The organism is Mycobacteroides sp. LB1 (assembly GCF_013449725.1).
Classification (GTDB): Bacteria; Actinomycetota; Actinomycetes; order Mycobacteriales; family Mycobacteriaceae; genus Mycobacterium.
In genome coordinates this window covers 318,069-336,961 of the sequence record NZ_JACCFF010000001.1, presented here as the reverse complement: position 1 = coordinate 336,961, position 18,893 = coordinate 318,069, and the positions used below count along the sequence as shown (strand labels likewise).

At 63.9% G+C, this 18,893-nt stretch carries 20 protein-coding genes; 11 read left to right on the top strand and 9 right to left on the bottom strand.

What is annotated here, in order from left to right; all coding sequences use genetic code 11:
* Position 1 precedes the first annotated feature (1 nt).
* The 4 genes from MLB1_RS01740 to MLB1_RS01725 are packed head-to-tail and all read right to left on the bottom strand — an operon-like array spanning position 2 to position 4,099.
* A complete protein-coding gene (locus MLB1_RS01740; protein WP_180748023.1) occupies positions 2-781 on the bottom strand; it encodes a DUF1295 domain-containing protein in 780 nt (259 codons plus the stop codon).
* Complete coding sequence (locus MLB1_RS01735; RefSeq protein WP_180748022.1) at positions 778-2,052, bottom strand: class I SAM-dependent methyltransferase; 1,275 nt, start codon at positions 2,050-2,052, stop codon at positions 778-780. Before MLB1_RS01735 ends, MLB1_RS01740 begins: the two co-directional genes overlap by 4 nt.
* Complete coding sequence (locus MLB1_RS01730) at positions 2,049-2,786, bottom strand: DUF1365 family protein (protein ID WP_255485564.1); 738 nt, start codon at positions 2,784-2,786, stop codon at positions 2,049-2,051. The genes MLB1_RS01735 and MLB1_RS01730 overlap by 4 nt, the downstream gene beginning before the upstream one ends.
* Complete coding sequence (locus MLB1_RS01725; RefSeq protein ID WP_180748021.1) at positions 2,786-4,099, bottom strand: FAD-dependent oxidoreductase; 1,314 nt, start codon at positions 4,097-4,099, stop codon at positions 2,786-2,788. Before MLB1_RS01725 ends, MLB1_RS01730 begins: the two co-directional genes overlap by 1 nt.
* Positions 4,100-4,287: 188 nt before the next feature.
* Here MLB1_RS01725 and MLB1_RS01720 point away from each other — a divergent pair, with 188 nt between their 5' ends.
* Together MLB1_RS01720 and MLB1_RS01715 are read left to right on the top strand one after the other, a co-directional pair.
* A complete protein-coding gene (locus tag MLB1_RS01720) occupies positions 4,288-5,181 on the top strand; it encodes a cyclopropane mycolic acid synthase family methyltransferase (protein ID WP_180748020.1) in 894 nt (297 codons plus the stop codon).
* A 22-nt stretch (positions 5,182-5,203) separates the two neighbouring features.
* A complete protein-coding gene (locus MLB1_RS01715) occupies positions 5,204-5,836 on the top strand; it encodes a heme-binding protein (RefSeq protein ID WP_180748019.1) in 633 nt (210 codons plus the stop codon).
* Positions 5,837-5,929: 93 nt separating this feature from the next.
* Here the strand turns inward: MLB1_RS01715 and MLB1_RS01710 are convergent, their stop codons facing one another.
* A complete protein-coding gene (locus MLB1_RS01710; protein ID WP_180748018.1) occupies positions 5,930-6,706 on the bottom strand; it encodes an energy-coupling factor transporter transmembrane protein EcfT in 777 nt (258 codons plus the stop codon).
* Positions 6,703-8,667: an ATP-binding cassette domain-containing protein gene (locus MLB1_RS01705; RefSeq protein ID WP_180748017.1), complete on the bottom strand. Its 1,965-nt coding sequence runs from the start codon at positions 8,665-8,667 to the stop codon at positions 6,703-6,705. Before MLB1_RS01705 ends, MLB1_RS01710 begins: the two co-directional genes overlap by 4 nt.
* Positions 8,668-8,741: 74 nt before the next feature.
* Here MLB1_RS01705 and cobA point away from each other — a divergent pair, with 74 nt between their 5' ends.
* Both cobA and MLB1_RS01695 read left to right on the top strand, forming a co-directional pair.
* Positions 8,742-9,944, top strand: coding sequence for a uroporphyrinogen-III C-methyltransferase (gene cobA, locus MLB1_RS01700; RefSeq protein ID WP_180748016.1), 1,203 nt, complete (start codon positions 8,742-8,744; stop codon positions 9,942-9,944).
* Positions 9,945-9,981: 37 nt separating this feature from the next.
* The gene (locus MLB1_RS01695; protein ID WP_180748015.1) at positions 9,982-11,499 is read left to right on the top strand and encodes an MFS transporter; all 1,518 of its coding nucleotides are present in this window, start codon (positions 9,982-9,984) and stop codon (positions 11,497-11,499) included.
* Here MLB1_RS01695 and MLB1_RS01690 read toward each other — a convergent pair.
* On the bottom strand, positions 11,496-11,855 hold the full coding sequence (locus MLB1_RS01690; RefSeq protein ID WP_180748014.1) for a hypothetical protein: 360 nt from the start codon (positions 11,853-11,855) through the stop codon (positions 11,496-11,498). The genes MLB1_RS01695 and MLB1_RS01690 overlap by 4 nt on opposite strands.
* Before the next feature lie 52 nt (positions 11,856-11,907).
* Here MLB1_RS01690 and MLB1_RS01685 point away from each other — a divergent pair, with 52 nt between their 5' ends.
* Together MLB1_RS01685 and MLB1_RS01680 are read left to right on the top strand one after the other, a co-directional pair.
* Positions 11,908-13,650, top strand: a complete 1,743-nt coding sequence (locus tag MLB1_RS01685) for a proline--tRNA ligase (RefSeq protein WP_180748013.1) — start codon at positions 11,908-11,910, stop codon at positions 13,648-13,650.
* 12 nt (positions 13,651-13,662) lie between these two features.
* Positions 13,663-14,151 carry an SRPBCC family protein gene (locus tag MLB1_RS01680; RefSeq protein WP_180749627.1) on the top strand — a complete coding sequence of 163 codons (489 nt, stop codon included), beginning with the start codon at positions 13,663-13,665 and terminating at the stop codon, positions 14,149-14,151.
* On the opposite strand, the gene MLB1_RS01675 is transcribed toward MLB1_RS01680, so the two are convergent.
* Both MLB1_RS01675 and MLB1_RS01670 read right to left on the bottom strand, forming a co-directional pair.
* Entirely contained in the window at positions 14,148-14,618 is a 471-nt protein-coding gene (locus MLB1_RS01675; RefSeq protein WP_180748012.1) for a ferritin-like domain-containing protein, read from the bottom strand. The genes MLB1_RS01680 and MLB1_RS01675 overlap by 4 nt on opposite strands.
* Positions 14,615-15,085, bottom strand: a complete 471-nt coding sequence (locus MLB1_RS01670; protein WP_180748011.1) for a hypothetical protein — start codon at positions 15,083-15,085, stop codon at positions 14,615-14,617. Before MLB1_RS01670 ends, MLB1_RS01675 begins: the two co-directional genes overlap by 4 nt.
* Positions 15,086-15,225: 140 nt before the next feature.
* Between MLB1_RS01670 and rimP the strand changes: the two genes are divergently transcribed.
* The 5 genes from rimP to MLB1_RS01645 all read left to right on the top strand — a co-directional run bounded on the left by rimP (position 15,226) and on the right by MLB1_RS01645 (position 18,870).
* On the top strand, positions 15,226-15,753 hold the full coding sequence (gene rimP, locus MLB1_RS01665) for a ribosome maturation factor RimP (protein WP_180748010.1): 528 nt from the start codon (positions 15,226-15,228) through the stop codon (positions 15,751-15,753).
* Complete coding sequence (gene nusA / locus MLB1_RS01660) at positions 15,750-16,745, top strand: transcription termination factor NusA (RefSeq protein WP_180748009.1); 996 nt, start codon at positions 15,750-15,752, stop codon at positions 16,743-16,745. The genes rimP and nusA overlap by 4 nt, the downstream gene beginning before the upstream one ends.
* 80 nt (positions 16,746-16,825) lie before the next feature.
* Positions 16,826-17,254: an Rrf2 family transcriptional regulator gene (locus tag MLB1_RS01655; RefSeq protein WP_180748008.1), complete on the top strand. Its 429-nt coding sequence runs from the start codon at positions 16,826-16,828 to the stop codon at positions 17,252-17,254.
* Positions 17,255-18,445, top strand: coding sequence for a globin domain-containing protein (locus MLB1_RS01650; RefSeq protein WP_180748007.1), 1,191 nt, complete (start codon positions 17,255-17,257; stop codon positions 18,443-18,445).
* Positions 18,446-18,489: 44 nt separating this feature from the next.
* Positions 18,490-18,870, top strand: coding sequence for a hypothetical protein (locus MLB1_RS01645; protein ID WP_180749626.1), 381 nt, complete (start codon positions 18,490-18,492; stop codon positions 18,868-18,870).
* The last annotated feature ends 23 nt before the right edge of the window (positions 18,871-18,893 follow it).

The window sequence follows — 18,893 nt, the reverse complement described above, 5'->3', positions numbered from 1 at the left end:
ACTATCCCCGCTTCGGGGGGAGTGGAAGGAAAAAGGAAACCCGGCGCTGATAGTCATCGAATCCGGGCCGCCCAGCCATCACCCTCTCAGTGCGCCGGCCCCCGGTGGCGGAGACAAGAAAATATGTCATCAGCACCGGGTAAGGCACCGTCGCCAGGGATTGCCATCCTGTGATGGTGATCAGCCACAGTCCCCACCACAAGCAGGCATCGCCGAAGTAGTTCGGGTGACGGGTCCAGGCCCACAGACCTTGGTCCATGATCGTGTTCTTGTTGGCCGGGTCCTGTTTGAAACGGCGCAGCTGATAATCGCCTACACCCTCGAAAAGCAGCCCGACGAGCCAGAGAGTTACGCCGGCGGCCAGCACAGGGTGCAGCAGCTCGGGGGTGGGTCCTTCCACAGCCGACCGCTGCACGGGTATCGACACCAGCCACGTCGCGGCGGCTTGGATGCCGAAGATCTTGCGCAGCACATGCGGCACCGAGAAGTTCCCACCAAGCAGGTCCCGATAACGCGGGTCTTCACCTCTACCGGCCGATTTGACGGCCATGTGCCAGGACAACCGTGCTCCCCAGATCCCGATAAGAATCAGCAGCAGCACCCGCCGCCGCCAGTCGCCGGTGCCAAGTGCAGCGCACACCGCCGCGACGGCCACAAATCCCAGCCCCCACGCCACGTCGACCACGTTGTAGCGGCCGATGCGGTGGCCGATCGCAAAAGCCACGCAATGCACGGCAATGACGGCCCCGAGCGAGGACGCCATGATGATCAAGAAGTTCATTCTCGACCTCGCTGCAAAATCCACTGCTGGACATCGAGATAGCCGGAACGGAAACCAGCTTCCGAATAGGCCAAATACAACTGCCACATGCGGCAGAACACCTCGTCGAAACCCAACATCAAGACGGCGTCGCGTCGCGCGGTGAACTGCTGGCGCCACAGTCGCAGTGTTTCGGCGTAATGGGGACCCAGAGACACCGTATCGACGGTCCGCAGCTGCGTTGTCTGGGTGGTGATCTCGGCGATGGCTGGCATGGAGGGAAGCAACCCGCCGGGAAAAATGTACTTCTGTATCCAGGTGAGGGTGTTGCGGCTGGCCAGCATCCGGTCGTGGGGCATGGTGATCGTCTGCAGAGCCAACCGTCCACCCGGTATAAGCAAGCGGTCGATGGTTTGGAAATACGCTGTCCAGAAATCGAATCCGACGGCTTCGATCATCTCAACCGACACGATGGCGTCATATTGGCCGTCCAGGTCCCGATAGTCGCGAAGCTCAATCTGAACCCGATCGGCTAGCCCGGCAGCTTGCACCCGCTGCCGGGCCAGTTTCTGTTGTTCGATCGACAAGGTGACCGAGCGCACGTGAGCACCCCGGGCAGCCGCAGACACGCACAGTTGTCCCCAGCCGGTCCCGATTTCCAGCACTCGGGTGCCTGGGCCTACCTTCGCGCGGTCCAGGAGGCGGTCTATCTTGCGGCGCTGAGCATCAGCCAATGCCGTTGCGGAAGATGGGATGTGATCGAACAGGGCGCTCGAGTAACTCAGCGTCTCATCCAGGAAGAGGGCGAAAAAGTCATTCGACAGGTCGTAGTGGTATGCAACGTTGCGCTGGGCTTGCCGTGGCTCGTTGCGCTGCGCCCGCGGACTGCGTGGCACAGCCACACGCCGGAAGCGTTGCAGGGCAGGTGTAATGAGCTCACCCGCCGATGCAGCCCAGGGGGTCAGGAAGCCTGTCAGATCGTCGCAGTCCCAGTCGCCGGCCATGTATGCCTCACCGAAACCGATCAGGCCGAACCGGCCCAGGCGGCGTGCTAGCGCCGTGGGCCGCCGGATTCTCATCGTGGGCAGGGATCGATCGGCCGCCCCGACGACCGAGCCATCCGGATACTGCAATCGCACCGGCAGCCGTGCAGCGGCGCGGCGCAGCAGTTTGTCGGCGACGATCGCCCGCGCCGCCGTCAGTGGCCCGCAGGGCACCACCGCGATATCGGGCCAGCGGTGCGGATCGGTTGCCACCACATCAGTTGCGGTGCTATCGAGGTGCCCACTCACTTCACGCCGTCCGTTCCGGCTGAAAGCCTGCGTTGTGTTACCGGCAGGCCCCGCAGCCACAGCCTGATGCCTTCGACACGGATTGCCAGCGCACCCATCAGCGGTGCCAATGGCGTAATGGCCTGCAGCCGCAACAATTCACCGATCCAGGCGGGGCGCCGGGTGCCGCGCATCGAGGCGAAGAACGGCAACTGGCCATCGCGATACAGCCAGATACTGATGTTCAACGTGGCATCGGGACGGTCGGCGCGTACCCGGTATCGGCCGTCAACACCATTGAACGGGGACACGTACAACTGCTTGGTCAGTACGGCATCAGCAGTCGGCGGCAAAAGATACGCGTGACGGCCGCCGTAGGTGTTGTGAACCTCAGCGATCACATGCACAAGATTCCCCGCGCGATCGTGGCACCAGTACAGGCTCAACGGGTTGAAGACGTACCCGAGCACCCGTGCCTGAAGCAACGCCGTGATAGTCCCGCCGCTCCCGGCGATCTGGCGCGAGGCGAGGAACCGGTCAACGCGCTGACGCAGCGTGTCATCAGCATCCCCCCAGAGATGGTCCCGCACTTGGAAATTGGCCAGGCTCGCCAGGCCGCGAGGAAGCCTTGGCAGGTTGTCTATGTCGACGTACCAGCTGTATCCGCGGTAAGTGAAACGGTGCGATACCGGCGATCGCCGCACATGGGTGATACGAGTGCGGTACAGGCACGGAACCATCGGTACCGAAGTCATCACGCGGCCGCCCCTTGCCTGTCGGCAGTCCTGGGCAGCCAAGACCGGCCTAACGATTGGGCGGCCCGCAGACCCGCGATCGCGCCGTCCTCATGGAATCCCCAGCCGTGGTAGGCACCCGCGAACGCGATGCGGCCATCGTTGAGGCTTGGCAGCAGACGCTGAGCAGCAACAGATTCCGAAGTGTAGATCGGGTGTCTATAGGTCATTTCGGCGAGCACTGTCGAGGGATCGACTAGATGCGATCCCCCCAAGGTAACCAAAAATCTTTGCGGCCCAGTCAATCGCATCAGCCGGGTGATGTCATACGTGACCACCACACCCTGGTCGCTGGTCTGGCTCAGGTAGTTCCATGACGCTCGGACGCCTGCGTGGCGAGGCAACAGAGATTCATCGGTGTGCAGCTGCGCGGAATTAGCGACGTATCCAATAGATCCCAATACCTCGCGCTCTGCAGCGGTTGGCTGCGCCAGCAGGCGCAGCGCCTGATCGGAATGTGTCGCGATCACGGCAGCATCGAACAGCCTCGGCGGGTGCCCGTCGGCGGTCACAACAACACCATCCGATGTGCGTGCCGCATGAACGACGATGGTGTTGGTGAACACCTCGTGCAGGCGGCTCACAATAGCGTCGACGTAGGTAACCGAGCCGCCCCGCACGGTCCGCCACTGAGGAGATCCAAACACCGAGAGCATGCCGTGATGGTCAAGAAACCTGAACAAGTACGCCGCCGGGTAACCCATGGCCTGCCCGGGCGGGCACGACCACACAGCGGCGACTAGTGGCGTCAAGAAGCAGTCAATAAAGAACTGCGAAAAACCGTGCTGCTGAACAAACTCCCCGAGGATCGGGGTTTGATCACCTTCCCCGGAACCCGCGAGCAATCGGCGCGCACTATGGTGAAAACGCTTGATCTCCAACAGCATCCAGAGATAGCGAGGATGTGCTGCGGCGAGCGAGGCAAAGAGACCACGTGCACCGCGCGCACCGGCGTACTCCAGGCCAACCCTGTCATCACGCACCGACATCGACATGTCCGTTGGAGCCGTGTGGACGCCGAGCTCATCGAACAGCCGGCACAGGGTTGGGTAGGTCCGGTCGTTGTGCACCAAGAACGCCGTGTCCACCGCGACCGTGCCACCACGGCCATCGTCGACGAACTGCGTATGAGCGTGTCCTCCGAAACGGCCATCTGCCTCGTACAAAGTGACCTGGTCGTCAGCGCACAACACGTGGGCTGCGGTCAACCCGGCCACACCGCTTCCGATAACGGCAATAGTTCGGGATTCACTGCGGCCAGATGTTGCGGTCACATCCAGTATTCGGAGTGGGGCGGCGCCTGGATTGGTGTGGGGCCGAATTTTCCTCATATCGACGTGCCCAGCTTTTTTCGAGTCGGACCCATCCAGATAGCTCTCGGCGCCGAATAGAAGAGCAGAGTTCCAGCCGTGCACCCTCACGGCGGGCAGCGCAGCACCCTACGGAAGGTAGTCCCGCTCAGATGTCAGACTCACCGCGGCTGCGGCCGCACTTCGATGATGTGCAGGCGCATTACGACTTGTCGGATGATTTCTTTCGGCTGTTTCTCGATCCCACCCAAACCTATAGCTGCGCGTACTTTGAGCGCGACGATATGACCCTGCAGGAAGCCCAGCTGGCCAAGATCGACCTGGCGCTAGGCAAGCTGGGGCTAGAACCCGGCATGACACTGCTGGATGTGGGCTGCGGATGGGGCGCCACCATCAACCGCGCCCTGGAAAAATACGACGTCAACGTCATCGGCCTGACCCTGAGCAAAAACCAGAAAGCCCACGTCGAAGAACTGTTGGCCAAATCGCCGAGCACCCGCCACAAAAGCGTCCAACTGCACGGCTGGGAAGAATTCGACGGCACCGTCGACCGGATCGTCTCGATCGGCGCGTTCGAACACTTTGGTTTCGATCGCTACAACGACTTCTTCGCGTTCGCCTACAACGCCCTGCCCGACGACGGAGTGATGCTGCTGCACACCATTACCGGGCTGCTCCCCAACGAGGTAACCGCCAAGGGACTGCCGCTGACCTTCGAGCTGGCACGCTTCATCAAGTTCATGCTCACCGACATCTTTCCCGGCGGCCGATTGCCATCCATCCAAATGGTCCGCGAACACGCCGAACAAGCCCACTTCACCTGCACCCGAGTCCAACAACTGCAGCTCCACTACGCCAAAACCCTCGACATCTGGGCAGCCGCACTCGAGGAACACAAAGACCAAGCCATCGCCATCCAGGACAACGAGGTGTACGAGCGCTACATGAAATACCTCACCGGATGCGCAAACTACTTCCGCATCGGCTACATCGACGTCGCACAATTCACCCTCGAGAAGCTGCACCTTCCCTACTTCAAGAAGTAACGGACACCGGAATGAGGAGAAAATGAGTGTCTTCACGACGGTGCCCGCTCTGGGTGCCGAACTGCTCAAGGCGGCAGGAAACACTATCGGGATTCGCGCGGGCACTGAAGAGCCCCAGTACGAGACGCAGCCGCTGACCACTGCGGTGCAGATCAGAAAGTATGGCCGCCGAATCGCAGCAGAGACAGAGGTCCGGGCTGATAACAACCAAGCCCGCAGCGAAGGCTTTCGCCGCCTGGCCGGCTACATATTCGGTAAGAACCACCGGCAGGCCAAAATTGCCATGACCGCGCCAGTAGAGCAACAAAATCAGACCATCGCGATGACGGCCCCTGTTGCCCAATTATCAAGCGCTACAGGTAGTTCAGTGATCCGGTTCTACCTGCCGTCAAACTGGTCGATGGCGAGTCTGCCCACCCCCAGCGATAACCGCATCCGGCTCAGTGAGGTGCCCGCCGAAACACTCGCCGTACTGCGATTCAGTGGGGACCGATCAGCCACAACGATCGACAGACGTATCCATGAACTGCTGAATATATTGCGCAACAAAGAGATACAGACCGCGGGGGATCCTCAAGCCTGGTTCTATGACCCGCCGTGGACATTTCCATGTGCTCGACGCAACGAAGTCGCAGTCCCGATCCATACGACGTGAGCCATGGGCGCATTCACGGCGATCGGCACTACTGCGGAGGCGTCAGGCTGAGGAGGACTGCGTGGCGTGAAATAAGCTAATTCGAGTCCTATTTCAGCGCAGCACAAGCGTGAGCGTGAAGACCGCGGCGAGCACTGTCACCGCAAGGATGTCGCGCCATCCAGGCCGCGACGGGTGCGCGGAGATACGACCGGCGCCGCCGCGAGCGGTGATCGCATCACCCATCTCGGTGGCGCGGCGCAGTGAGACGACCATCGCTGCGGTGCACAGATCGACGACTTCGGCACGGCGCGAGAGCTTCTCGGGCTGCGGTGGCTGGAGACGGCGGGCGGCGGCCAGCAGGCGGAATTCCTCGGACAGCATCGGGAACATTCGGAACGCCAGGGATATGGTGACCGCCCAGTCGTCGACGGGTAGCCGCAGGATGCGCAGCGGTCTGCACAGGAGCGCCACCGCGGGCGCGATATCGGCGACTTGGGTGGTCCATGAGACCACCGCGCCGAGGCCGATCAGGACCAGTCCCAGCGAGGTGACGCGCAGAAAATCCAGGAAGCCGCCCACCCCAAGGGTGACTGGTCCGAGCGCAAGTTCCGGGGCGCCGCCGTTGACGATCGTGAACAGGCTGCCCGCTACGACGAGTGCCCAAACCCAGCGCGGCACGGAAGGAACACACCTGGGGGAGATCCTGGCGAGCGCCGCGGTGACCAGGATGAGCAGGGCGATGAGCCCGATCGCGGTCCACGACGGGGTGATGGTCAGCAGCACCGATATGGCCAGCACGGCAATGAGTTTCGTACCGGCCCAGAGCGCATGGATGGGTGACGGACCGGGGACGGGGCGCATCAGCATCAAAGGACGACGTTGACTCATTCGGTAACCACCAGCGTGCCCCGCTCCAGTCGTATGGTGCGCGGGCAGAGCGGGGACAGGCTGTCGGTGTCGTGAGATATCACGATGACGCTCTGGCCGCGGGTGCGGATGCCGGCCAGGAGCTCGATCAAATCGGACTGCGCATCGGCATCCAGGCCTGCGAGGGGTTCGTCGAGAATCAGCAGTCGCGGAGAGCGAGCGAGCAGCCCGGCCAGGGCAACTCGCCGCAGTTGTCCTCCGCTGAGCCGGTCGATCAGCACGCCGGAGATCTCAGGGTCCAGGCTGACCGAGGCCAGTGCCCGGTGGACGCTGGCGATATCGGTAACCGAGAATCCCGCCAACGCGGCCACCGCCGCACCGGCATGGCCACGCAGCAGCTGCAATCGCGCCGCCTGGAAGCACAATGCGACCGCACCTACCTGCGCAGCGGTGGGCTTTCCGTCGAGTAGGCATTGGCCGGCCGAGGGTTCCAGCAGGCCGGCCATGATCCAGGCGAGTGTGGACTTGCCGGAACCGTTGCCGCCGCAGAGCAGTACGCCGTCACCGGAGTTGATGCGTAATGAGACATCCCGCAGTACAGGTGTGGACCAGGGGGTGCCCGCGGCATAGTCAAAGGACACGTTCTGTACATCGAGAATCGTTCCGCCGCCAGATGATTCGGCAGGGGAGACATCCGGCCAGGGCCCGCGCAAGGCGGCGGCGCCCCCGCCAAGGGCCACCACGCGGTCGGCGGCGGCCGCTTCTTCCGGATAGTGCGTGATGTGCACGAGCCCCAGGCGGTGGTGTGCGGTAAGCCCGTCGAGGACGCTGATCAGGGTCTGGCGACCATCTTGGTCGACCATGGTGGTTACCTCATCGGCGACCAGCAGTGCGGGCTCGCGGGCGAGCGCCGAGGCCACCGCAAGCCGCTGCAGCTCCCCGCCCGAGAGCCCCGCTGTATCGCGATCGCCCATGCCGCCCAAACCAACTTCGTCGAGCAGGCTTTCGGTATCGATCTGCCGGTCATGCGGCAATCCCCAGACGATGTCGTCGGCGATGCGCAGTCCCAGCACCTGACTTTCTGGATGCTGCAGCACGAGGGCCGTACCACCCACCCGGCCCAGTCCGACTCCCGTCGCGCGCTCGACGGTGCCGGTGGTGGGCGCGACACCCGCCAGGATGCGCATCAGGGTCGACTTGCCGGAGCCGTTGGCGCCGGTCACCGCGATGTGCTCACCGACGTCGACCCGCATGGTCACCGGAGCCAGCGCGTCACGGTCGGCTCCCGGGTATCGATAGGCGGCCTGGGTCAGGACCACAGGCAACGGACCAGGGGGAGCGTCATCGTGCGCTGCGGGCAGTATCCCGACCGACGACAGATCGGTAACCTCCTCGAGCCGCCGCAGGACCGGAGTAAGCACTCGCCATCCGAATGAGGTGCCGAAGATCACGATGAGCCACACCGAGACGCCAAAGAACCACGGCCAGTGCACGAGCCAGCCCTGCACGGCGCGGTTCAGCCCCGCCGCGCCGTCGCCGAGCACCGGCACTCCTTGCAGCAGCGTCGCGAACCCGCCGACATTGGCTGCGACGGCGCCCAGAACCACCTCGCGCAGCGCGGCGAGGGCCGCGAAGATACCGACACAGAAGGTGGAGACCACCACGCCCCACACCGCCGCGACCGCGAACATCGTTGCCGCGCCACGACTCCGGCGTTTCACCTGGCCGGCAATCGCACCCATATACACGCAGGTCAAGGCCGATACCAGGCCGCCGAAGCCCGCGATCAGAAAGCTGATGAGGCCGGCGGCGACGGAGGCCGCCAATGCCACGCGTAGCCGGTGTCGGTAGCAGAGCACTCCCATCGGCACCGAGCCCAGCCAGGCGAAGACCACCGCGCCGGGCAGCACGATGGACACCACGGCGATCGCACCCATCAGGGCAGCGGTCATCGCGGCCTGGGCCAACTCCGCTGGTTGCATGCGATTCGGTTGCACTGGGCCGATTAGAGCACGGCTGCAGTGCCTGTCGATTGATCCCCACGTAAACTCGCGCGGTGACTCATGACGCCTACCTCGTCGGCCTCCGTCTTGCGGGACGCAAGGTCGTAGTTGTCGGCGCCGGATCCGTCGCGCAGCGGCGTCTCGGCTTGCTGGTGGCCAGCGGTGCCGATGTCCACGTGATCGCTCCCAGTGCGACCCCGGCGGTCGAAGGCATGGCCTCGATCACCCTCAATCTCAGGCCATACGAGGACGGCGACCTCGACGGGGCCTGGTACGCCATCGCTTGCACCGATGACCCGGCTGTCAATGCCGCGGTGGTGTCGGAATCCGAGCGACGCCGTATCTTCTGCGTCCGGGCCGATTCCGCCCGGGAGGGCACCGCCGTCACTCCTGCCTCCTTTAACCACGACGGCATCGCGGTCGGTGTCTTGACCGGTGGTCAGCACAAACGGTCGGCGGCGCTACGTTCGGCCATCCACGAGGCACTGCAACGCGGGCTTATCGCTGAGGATGTGACCACCGAGAAACCTGCCGGTGTGGCACTCGTCGGTGGAGGGCCGGGTGATCCTGACCTCATTACGGTGCGCGGGCGCCGGCTGCTCGCGCAGGCCGATGTGGTTGTCGCCGACCGGCTCGCCCCCGCCGAGTTGCTTGCTGATCTCGGCCCCCATGTCGAGGTCATCGACGCCGCGAAGATCCCGTACGGCCGCGCGATGGCCCAGCAGGAAATCAACCGGGTGCTGATTGAGCGGGCGCAGGCCGGAAAGTTTGTCGTTCGTCTCAAGGGCGGTGACCCCTTCGTCTTCGCGCGCGGTTACGAGGAGGTGCTGGCCTGCATCGACGCTGGCGTCGCAGTAACCGTTGTACCCGGTGTTACCAGTGCAATCGCCGTTCCTGCGGCGGCAGGGGTGCCCGTCACCCACCGCGCCGTGAACCACGAGTTCGTGGTCGTCAGCGGTCATGTCGCACCGGGGCATCCGGAATCGTTAGTCAATTGGGATGCGCTTGCTGCTCTCAAGGGAACCATCGTGTTGCTGATGGCCGTTGAGCGCATCGAGCAGTTCGCGAAGGTGCTCATTGAGGGTGGCCGACCTGCGGATACTCCGGTACTGGTGGTGCAACACGGCACCACCGACGAGCAACGCGTGTTACGCGCGGACCTTGCCAGTGCGCCAGAGCGTATTCGCTCTCAGGGCATTAGGCCGCCGGCAATCATCGTCATCGGCCCCGTTGCTGCTTACGGCGCCTCTTTGTGACCTAAGCGCACGTTAAGAGGACGGTAAGGTGTCCTCCATGCCTGCCCTCAGCGTCGAGCAGCTCACTCAAAAGGCGCGAGAACTCCTGCCTTCCCGGCACTATCTGTACGCCGTCATCGCGATCGCCGGTATGCAGTTTCTGGCCACCATGGACGGCACCATCGCGGTTGTCACGCTGCCGAAGATTCAGGCCGAGCTGCATCTCAATGACGCCACCCGAAGCTGGGTCATCACGGCGTACATGCTGTCTTTCGGTGGGTTGATGTTGCTCGGCGGACGCCTCGGTGACACCTTCGGCCGTAAGCGCGTGTTCATCGGCGGCATTGCGCTGTTCACCCTCGCCTCCATTGGGGTGGGTATCGCACAAGAGGACATCGGGTTGGCCGTCTTCCGTCTCATCCAGGGTGTGGGCGCCGCCATCGCATCTCCCACAGCGCTGGCATTGGTCGCGACCACCTTCCCCAAGGGGCCGCTGCGCACCGCCGCCGTCGCGGTGTTCGGCGCCATGACGGGGGTGGGCTCCATCGCCGGACTGATCGTCGGCGGCGCGCTGGCGGAGGTGTCCTGGCGTCTGGCCTTCCTTATCAATGTGCCCGCCGGTGCGCTGATGATCTACCTCGCCGTGCGATCGCTGACCGAGACCGAACGCGAGCCGATGAAGCTGGACGTCACGGGATCGGTGCTGGCCACCCTCGGCTGTACCGCCGCGGTGTTCGGCTTCACCCAGGGACCCGACCGCGGATGGGATTCGGCCTACACGATCGTGGCGCTGGTCGTCGCGGCTGTGCTCCTGATCGCATTCCTGGTCGTCGAACGCACCGCGGAGAACCCGGTGCTGCCGCTTAGCCTGTTCAAGGACCGCAATCGGGTTGCCACCTTCGCGGCGATCTTCCTGGCCGGCGGCGTGCTCTTCACCCTGACCATCACCATCGGCCTGTACATGCAGGATCTGATGAAATACAGCCCGCTGCGAACCGGAGTCTCCGCCATTCCGTTCGTCGTCGGCATGGGGATCGGCCTGGCCCTGTCTTCACAACTCGTCACGCGAGTGGCGCCTCGGGTGCTGATTTTGTGCGGCGGTGTCGTGGTGTTCGCGGCAATGCTGTACGGCTCGACGGTTGACCGGGCCATCGATTACTTCCCGGATTTTGCGACGCTTATCTTCGTCGGTGGACTCGGTATCGGCACCATCGTGGTGCCGGTGATCCTCTCGGCCATCACCGGAGTGGATGTCGACCGTATCGGGCCGCTGTCTGCCATCGCCCTCATGCTGCAAAATCTGGGTGGCCCAATAGTTCTGGTGATCATCCAGGCGATCATCACCTCGCGGACGCTGTACCTGGGCGGCGTCACGGGGCCGGTGCAGAACATGAACCAAGCGCAGTTGCACGCCCTCGATCACGGCTATACCTACGGCCTGTTGTGGATTGCCGGAACGGCCGTCCTGGTGGGAGTGGCAGCGTTGTTCATCAGCTACAGCGCCGGCGATGTCGCGCATGCACAGAAGGCGCAGACCGCGCACGATCAGGGTCTAGACGAAGAACAACCGGCCTAACAGTCTTGCGGGGTGTCGTCTCCGGCGCGGAACAGTAGTCCGTTGGTGATGGGTACGCCGTCATTCACCGTGATGTGGCACGACATTCGGAACACACTCGGAGCCCCGACCGCGGTCACGCGCAGCACGGGCGGCGTGCCATTCAGCGTGGCAGTGCGCTCCCAGTAGTACCCGGCGAAGGTGTGTCCGGACTCTTCCCGGAGCCGGCCACCATCCTGATATTGGACGGTGAAGTCAGAGTTGCCGATTCCGATTGCCGACAACGAGTACTTCACGGTGGCCGGGGAGGCGTCGGCAGGCGCCGCGATTCCCAGGCCGAACATCGCCACCGCCGGAATGATCGCCCACGCACGCATGCGTTCGATGCTAGCCGGAGGCCTCGACGGCGCGCCGATATGCTGTGCAACCGTGATTACCCGACTTTCCGAGCTATTCGTACGCACGCTGCGCGACGACCCGGCCGACGCAGAGGTTCCCAGCCATAAGCTGCTCATCCGCGCGGGCTATGTGCGCCCCATCGCGCCGGGTGTGTACAGCTGGCTACCGCTCGGCCTTCGGGTCCTCCGCAAGATCGAGAACATCGTCCGCGAAGAGATGAATGCCATTGGTGGCCAGGAGATCCTGCTGCCCGCTCTGCTTCCGCGCGCGCCGTATGAGACCACGAACCGATGGACCGAGTACGGCGATTCGCTGTTCCGGCTCAAGGATCGGCGCGGTAACGACATGATGCTTGGCCCCACGCACGAGGAGCTCTTCGCGCTCACCGTGAAGGGGGAGTACAGCTCCTACAAGGATTTCCCGGTCATCCTCTACCAGGTCCAGACGAAGTACCGGGACGAGGCGCGTCCGCGCGCGGGCATTCTGCGTGGCCGCGAATTCGTCATGAAGGACTCGTACTCGTTCGATACCTCCGATGACGGGCTCAAGGCGGCCTATCACGCGCACCGTGAGGCGTACCAACGGATCTTCGGCCGGCTGGGCCTGGACTATGTGATTGTGGCCGCCACCTCGGGAGCCATGGGCGGTAGTGCATCCGAGGAGTTCCTCGCCGAAAGCCCCACTGGCGAAGACACTTTCGTGCGGTGCGTGGAATCTGGATACGCCGCCAACGTCGAGGCGGTCGTCACACCGGCACCGCCGGCTCAGCCCATCGAGGGCCTTCCGGAAGCGGTCGTGCACGAGACCGGCGACACCCCGACCATTGCGACGCTGGTCGACTGGGCCAACTCGGTCGATCTCGGCAGGTCCGTCACCGCCGCCGACACTCTGAAGAACATTCTGCTGAAGGTGCGTCAGCCAGGTGGCGAGTGGGAGCTGCTCGCCGTTGGCGTACCCGGGGATCGTGAGGTTGACGACAAGCGCCTCGGCGCCGCGCTGGAGCCCGCCGAGTACGAGATGCTCGGTGACGCCGACTTCGCCAAGCATCCGTTCCTGGTGCGCGGCTACATCGGACCGAAGGGATTGATCGCCAACGGGGTTCGCTACCTCGTGGATCCGAGGATCGTGGAGGGCACCAGTTGGATCACCGGTGCCGATGAACCCGGCAAGCACGTGGTCAACCTCGTCGCCGGGCGCGACTTCACCCCCGACGGCACCATCGAGGCCGCCGAGGTGCGCGACGGCGACCCATCACCCGACGGCGTCGGCCGGCTGGTGTCGGCACGCGGGATCGAGATAGGCCACATTTTCAAGTTGGGCCGCAAGTACACCGATGCGTTCACCGTCGACGTGCTCGGCGAGAACGGCAAACCGGTGCGGCTCACCCAGGGCTCCTACGGTGTCGGCGTCTCGCGGCTAGTAGCCGTCGTCGCCGAGCAGCAGCACGACGAGCTCGGGCTGCGTTGGCCCGCCGCGGTATCGCCGTTCGATGTGCACGTCGTCATCGCCAACAAGGACGCCGCAGCACGTGCGGGTGCCGAGGAGCTGGCCGCGGACCTGGACCGGTTGGGTCACGAGGTACTCCTCGACGATCGGACCGCCTCACCGGGGGTCAAGTTCAAGGACGCCGAGCTGCTCGGAGTGCCCTGGATCGTGGTGATCGGCCGCGGTTGGGCCGACGGAACCGTCGAGCTGCGTAATCGGCTCACGGGGGAGGCGCAAGCCATCGCGGCGACCGATGCCGTGGCGTCCATCACACAGGCGATTCGGTAGGGCGATAGGGTAATCGACATGCCGTCTTTTAAGCTCGCCCCGCTAGTTGAAAGCGACTTCAACTCAAGCGATTTCGTGTATACCTTCTCTGCGCCGCTGGCTAAGGATGCGGCGACGGTGTGGGCTGAACTCAATGGTGAAAGTCCGCTGCACTGGTGCAAGGCCATCAAGAAGATCAGCTGGACCTCACCGGAGCCGCGCGGTGTCGGTTCGACCCGGACGGCGCAGCTGGTCGTCCCCGGGGCGACGTTGTACGAGCGGTTCATCCTCTGGGAGGAGAGCCCCGAGCGGTACCGCAACGCCTTCACCGTCGAGACGACGACGTTCCCCGGGACCAAGCGGTTCGGCGAGTACTACGAGGTGGTGGGCACCGCGACCGGATCGCTGTTCACCTGGAGCTTCTTCATCGACCCATCGCTCGGTCTCACTCAGTACCTCAGGCCGGTCATCCGGCGTGGGCTGGCCGGATTGATGACCGACACCCAGAAGCACTTCGCCTAGGTTTCTGACCCTCCCGGGAATGGGACACTCGCCGGCGTGATGTCGGCGGTAACCCGCCACCGTGCCGCGCGAATTGCGCTCTCGGTCAGCATCCGAGCCGCGAATCCGCGGTCATCGCCGTTGCTGGCCTGTTCAGCGACGGCCCGCCAGGAGGTCGCGGTGTCGGTCTCGACCTGCAAGGCCAACTTGGTGGCGCCGGCCGGGGTGTTCACCGGGAACGGGATTTTGTAGCCGGCGGCGGCCACGGGTGCAGCGACCGCACGACCGTGCAGCTTGGCGATGCACTCCTCGCGACACTGGCGGTGTTCGATGATGGATTCGGTTACCAGCCAATTGTTATCGGGCAGTGAATGCGCCGAGACCAGGCCGTAGGCGTAGATGGCCGCGTGCTCGTTGGCAAGGGCATTGGCCAGCGCGGTGTCCTCGGCCGACGTGGCCGGCTGCGGAGTGGGCTCGGTCGAAGTCATGGCAGATCAACCTCTGCGGCCGAGGCGCAGGCGGCACTGATCGACGCGAGCAGCCCGGCGCGGTACCCGCTGTATTTGGTTGCCAGGTCCAGCGCGGCGCGCGACGAGTCCTTGAGTTGGGCCTTGAGCTGATCGACCTGTGGCGGCGGGGCCGATGACGTGGTCGTGCTGCTGGAAGCCCTGGTGGTTGTGGTCGCGCCGGGGATGCGGTCGAGTTCCTTGGACAGCGCGGCGCCGTGTGCGCGGCGGATCGCCGCGACGGCCGTCAGTGCGGGCGCGAGCTCAGCGTTAACGGCGGCCGCTGAGGTTGCCGAGGCCGTGTCGCGCTGCGCGAGGTCGATCTGGGTCAGCAGGCCGTCCACCTCGGGTTTGGTATCCGGTGTCTGCTGGCACGCGGCGGCCAGCACGGTGACGCCCAGTGCGGCGCCTCCGATCAACACGTCGCGGCGCGACAGGCTTCTGGGCATCCGCCCATCCTGCCAGTGCACGCGGTTGCGGCATGACAGCCCTCGCCGGGCGTAAGGTGGAGTGCTGGTCAGGATGATCGTCCGACTAATGTGAGCAAGCCGAACGCCCGATAACTCAAGATGAGGAGCCGCAAAACGCCATGGGGCTGCCATCCGATGACCAGGTGATCGAGCTGCTTGCTGCCGAGTTCACCCGGTCCGGCGTCGAGATCGAAAGTGTCTCCGTCGATGAAGAAACCGTTCCCGCCCGCATCACGGTGGTGGTCGACTCGGATTCTCCGGTGGACTTGGACGCCGTCGCCGCACTGAGCCGCACCGCATCGGCATTGTTGGACGAGATGGACACCGGCTCGGAGGTTTACGAGCTGCAGGTCACCACGCCGGGTGTCGACCGACCGCTGACCACTCCTGCCCACTTCCGACGTGCACACACGAGGCTGGCGGAGATTCGCCTTACCGATGGTGAGGATCTGCTGGGGCGCATCGGCGTGACGAACGAGGACGGGGTGCAGGTGGTGCTGCGTAAACCCGTCAAGGGCACCGGCTGGACCGTGCGTGATCTTGCGTTCTCCGATATCGAGAGCGCGGTAGTGCAGGTGGAGTTCAAAACGCCCAACCCGCAAGAACTCAAACTGGCCGGGGCAGCCGAAACTGGAGGTGGCGCATGAACATCGATCCCGCAGCAGTAAGCCTGATGGCCGCCGATAAGGGCATCACGGTCGACGAGGCGATTGACATCATCAAGACGGCGCTGCTGACCGCCTACCGGCATACCGACGGTCATGAGCCCAACGCGCGTATCGAACTCGACCGCAAGACGGGTGTGGTTCGCGTGATGGCCCGTGAGACCGACGAAGACGGCAACCTCATCACCGAGTGGGACGCCACGCCTGAGGGATTCGGCCGTATCGCGGCCACCACCGCGCGGCAGGTGTTCCAGCAAGGTGTGCGCGACGCGGAGAACGAGCACAAGTTCGGCGAATTCTCCACGCGTGAGGGCGAGATCGTCAGTGGCGTGATCCAGCGCGACGCTCGAGCTAACGCCCGTGGGCTTGTCGTGGTTCGGATGGGCAGTGAGACGAAGGGATCCGAAGGGGTCATCCCGTCGGCCGAGCAGGTGCCGGGGGAGGAATATCACCACGGAGACCGGTTGCGCTGCTATGTCGTTGGCGTATCCCGGGGTGCGCGCGAGCCGTTGATCACCCTGTCGCGTACGCACCCGAATCTGGTGCGCAAGCTGTTTTCACTTGAAGTACCGGAGATCAACGACGGCTCGGTAGAGATCATCGCGGTCGCCCGTGAGGCGGGGCACCGATCCAAGATTGCGGTGGCGTCAAAGGTTCCCGGACTCAACGCCAAGGGCGCCTGTATCGGTCCCATGGGTCAGCGCGTGCGCAATGTGATGAGCGAGCTGGCCGCCGAAAAGATCGACATCATCGATTACGACCCAGACCCCTCGCGGTTCGTCGCCAATGCGCTCTCGCCGGCGAAGGTGGTATCGGTATCGGTCATCGATGAGGTGGGCAAGGCCGCCCGCGTCATCGTCCCCGACTTTCAATTGTCCCTGGCGATAGGCAAGGAAGGGCAGAACGCCCGGCTTGCCGCGCGACTCACCGGATGGCGTATCGACATCAGGAGTGACGCAGACCCCGAAAGCTAGCACCGATTAACGCCGGGTAAGCCACAGATACTGACCAAAGTCCCTATCGGCACATAACTTGTATCTCATATACAAGTTATGTGCAGCTGACGCGATTCACCGATCTGGGCTTGCGCATCGTCATGCGCCTGGCCGTCGAGGGGCCGGGCACTCAGGCACGCACTGATGACCTGGCCACACAGCTGTGTGTGTCGTATGCCCATTCCACCAAAGTCGTTGCCCGACTTGTGGCATTGGGGACCGTCGAATCCGCACGCGGACGGCACGGGGGAATCTGCATTACACCCGTCGGGCTGCAGCAGCGAGTAGGTGAGCTGGCGCGACAGCTGGAGGGTGGGGGCGAGGTCGTCGACTGCGACGGGGCCAACCCCTGTCCGCTGCGGCAGGGCTGTCGGCTGCGTGCCGCGCTGCGTACGGCGCAGGAATCGTTCTACATGAGCCTGGATCAGTGGACGGTCGCTGAAATCGCCCGTCCGGCAGTGCATCCGAAAATAGAAAGGAACAGTTAAGTGATATCAGCAGAGTCGCTGGCCGTGATTCGTCAAACCCTCCCCGCGGTGGCGGGTGCGATCAACGAGATCACACCCCTCTTCTACTCGAAGATGTTCGCCGCACACCCGGAGCTGCTCCGCGATCTGTTCAACCGTGGAAACCAGGCGGCGGGGGAGCAGCCGAAGGCGCTCGCCGCGTCGATTGCGTCATTCGCCGTTGCGGTGCTGGAAGGCAATGCCGGCCAATATGATTCAGTGCTCGATCGCATCGCCCATAAGCACGTCTCACTGGGGATCGTCGCTGCGCAGTATCCGATTGTGTATGAGCACCTGTTCGCCGCGATTGCGGAGGTGCTGGGGGATGCGGTGACCGAGGAGGTCGCCGTCGCATGGACCGAGTTTTACTGGGCGATGGCCGATCAGTTGATAGCCCGCGAGAAGGCGTTGTATGACGCCGCGGGGGTGGCGCCGGGTGACGTGTGGCTGCAGGCCGCCGTGGTGCGCCGTCGGCTGGAATCGGCAGATGTGGCCACATTCGAATTACGTGGGTTATCGGCCGGATTACCCAGTTTCCTACCCGGACAGTACATATCGATCCAGGTGGCGTTGCCGGATGGAGCGCGGCAGATCCGGCAGTACAGTTTGTCGCGTGGCGCCCACCCGGGTGACTGGCGTATTGCTGTCAAGCGGATCAACGCGGGCGACACCCCGGCCGGTGAGGTGTCGAACTTCATCTACGACAACGTTTTCGAGGGTCAGCAGCTGCGGGTCTCGGTACCGATGGGCGAGTTCACGCTCGACGATTCGACGGACCCGTTGGTTCTGGTGTCGGCGGGTATCGGATGTACGCCGATCATGGGGATGCTGCAAGAGCTGGTCGCTACGCAGTCGTCGCGGGAGGTGGTGGTTCTGCACGCGGATCAGTCGGCGGCGGCGCACGCCTACCGACACGAGCTGGCAGATCTCGTCGGCCGACTGCCCGCCGGGCGGCTGCACACGTGGTACGAACGGGCGCATGTGGATTATCCGGCGGACGGTGTTGGGCGTATGAACTTGGATCGGCTTCCCCTCGACCAGTCCTCCACGGTGTTCGTGTGCGGTCCGCGGCTGTTCATGTCGGCCATCAACGAGGATCTGGTGTCCCTGGGTATCCCGCAGGAGCGCATTAACCACGAGCTGTTCGGACCGTTGGCCGAAGCAGTGGCGTGACACACGCGGGGGCAGCGGTGGCCCTGGCCGCATTCTGGCTGGGCATGGTGGTGGCGATCTCCTTTATGGAGGCGCCGCTGAAGTTCCGTGCGCCGGGAATGACGATTCAGCTGGGGCTGGCGATAGGCCGCCCGGTGTTTCGGGCTTTGAACACGGTCGAGTGTCTGCTCGCGGCGGCGCTGATCGCGCTTCTGGTCATCGGGCGACCCTCGATCGTGTCGGAGGTGGCCGTTGCTGGTGCCTGTGCATGTCTGGCGGTTCAGCTTCTGGTGGTGCGGCCGGTGATCGTCAAGAGGTCTGATGCGATACGGGCGGGCGATGATTATCAGGGCCGCACCCGTGGACATCTGTGGTACGTGGGGCTGGAGTGCCTGAAGGTGTTGGCGTTGATTTGTGTGGTCACGACCATGTTGACCGTGGTCTGAGGGGCTTCTCTGGCCATCCCCGC